The following is a 1102-nucleotide window of genomic DNA, read 5'->3' as shown; positions in this document are numbered from 1 at the left end:
CTGAAGGAGTCGGGGATGAAGCGCTCCGCGGTGAGGTCGGGACGGCGGAGGTAACCCCGCGCGAGGCCCGCACCGCCGATGAAGAGCTCGCCCGGGACGCCCGCAGGAACAGGCTGAAGCCGCGCATCGAGGACGTAGAAGCGCGCGTTGGCCAGCGGTCCGCCCAGGGAGGGTTGAGGAGCGGCGCCGCGGATGGCCTTGGCGGTGGAGTCGACGGTGCACTCGGTGGGGCCGTAGACGTTGAAGGCCTGGAGGTGGGGATGAGAGGCGAGCCGCGTCCACAGGGCGTCGTCGATGGCTTCACCGCCAACGAGGACGCGCATGGGCCTGGCTCCAAGCCCTTCATCGAGCAGAAGCCGCAGGTGCGAGGGCGAGCAGTCCAGGACGTCCACCTGGTGACGCTCCAACCACGTCACCATCAGGCGGACGTCTTCGCGCACCTGCCTGGGGATGACGCAGAGGGAGTGCCCGTCGGAGAGCTGGACGAGCTGCTGGACGGAAGCGTCGAAGGAGAGCGGCGCGTTGAGCGAGACGCGAAGGGGCGAGGTGACGCCAGCGTAGACGGTGCGCGCGAGTGATGCGCGCAGGTTCATGACGGAGGCGTGCGTGACTTCAACGCCCTTGGGTTTGCCCGTGCTGCCGGAGGTGTAGATGACGTAGGCCGGGTGGTCAGCGGAGGCGAGCGGGGCCGGGTTGGCGGAAGGGAAGGAGGCGGCGGAGACGTCGTCGAGGCAGAGGACGTCGAGGCCGTGAGGCGCTAGCGACTCCGCGAGGTGGGGCTGGCAGAGGACGAGCAGGGGTTGCGCGTCCTGGAGCATGAAGCCGAGGCGCTGGGGCGGGTAGGCGGGGTCGAGCGGGACGTAGGAGCCGCCGGCCTTGAGGACGGCGAGGAGCGCGACGAGCATGTCGGCGGAACGCTCGAAGCAGAGCGCGACGCGGACTTCGGGGCGGACGCCCCGCTGACGAAGGAGGGCTGCCCACTGGTTGGCGCGCTGGTTGAGCACGCCGAAGGAGAGGGAGGCTTCGTCGGAGAGGACGGCGAGGGCATCGGGCGTGCGAGCCGCCTGGGCCTCGAAGCGCTCGTGGAGGCAGCCGTCCCAGG

The 1102-nt window shown here is 70.3% G+C and carries 1 protein-coding gene; it reads right to left on the bottom strand.

The annotated features are described in order from the left end of the window. Positions 1 to 1102 (bottom strand): amino acid adenylation domain-containing protein (locus D7V80_RS41035; RefSeq protein WP_120593153.1); only part of this gene is annotated, 1102 nt, incomplete at both ends.

The organism is Corallococcus sp. CA054B, assembly GCF_003611625.1.
GTDB lineage: Bacteria > Myxococcota > Myxococcia > Myxococcales > Myxococcaceae > Corallococcus > Corallococcus coralloides.
Note: the sequence above shows the minus strand (reverse complement) of the source record. Positions and strands in the feature narration are given on the sequence as shown.